The organism is Shewanella sp. S1-49-MNA-CIBAN-0167, assembly GCF_040310145.1.
In the GTDB taxonomy this organism is placed as follows: Bacteria; Pseudomonadota; Gammaproteobacteria; order Enterobacterales; family Shewanellaceae; genus Shewanella; species Shewanella psychromarinicola.
Genome location: NZ_JBEOPO010000527.1, coordinates 1 through 231, shown reverse-complemented (window position 1 = coordinate 231; position 231 = coordinate 1). Strand labels below are relative to the sequence as shown.

The 231-nt window shown below is 43.3% G+C and carries 1 protein-coding gene; it reads right to left on the bottom strand.

The window, feature by feature from the left end; genetic code table 11:
* On the bottom strand, window positions 1-231 hold a 231-nt coding region (locus AAEZ00_RS22285), incomplete at both ends, for a hypothetical protein (RefSeq protein ID WP_351090235.1).

The window sequence follows — 231 nt, the reverse complement described above, 5'->3', positions numbered from 1 at the left end:
GTATGAACTTTGAGCAAATAAGCTAAATGCTGCATCGCGAATTTGCACATCAGTAGATTGACTGCCAATCAAATTTTGGTCTGCATCGACCACGCCAATTAACCCTTTTCCAGGATGTTCTGACACATTGTTATCGGTTTGATTGAAGTTTTCTAACCATAACAGCACACCGGGTTCGTATTTGTCATAAACCAGCCCAGCGTCTACACCTTGGTGGCTGCGTAATTGCAC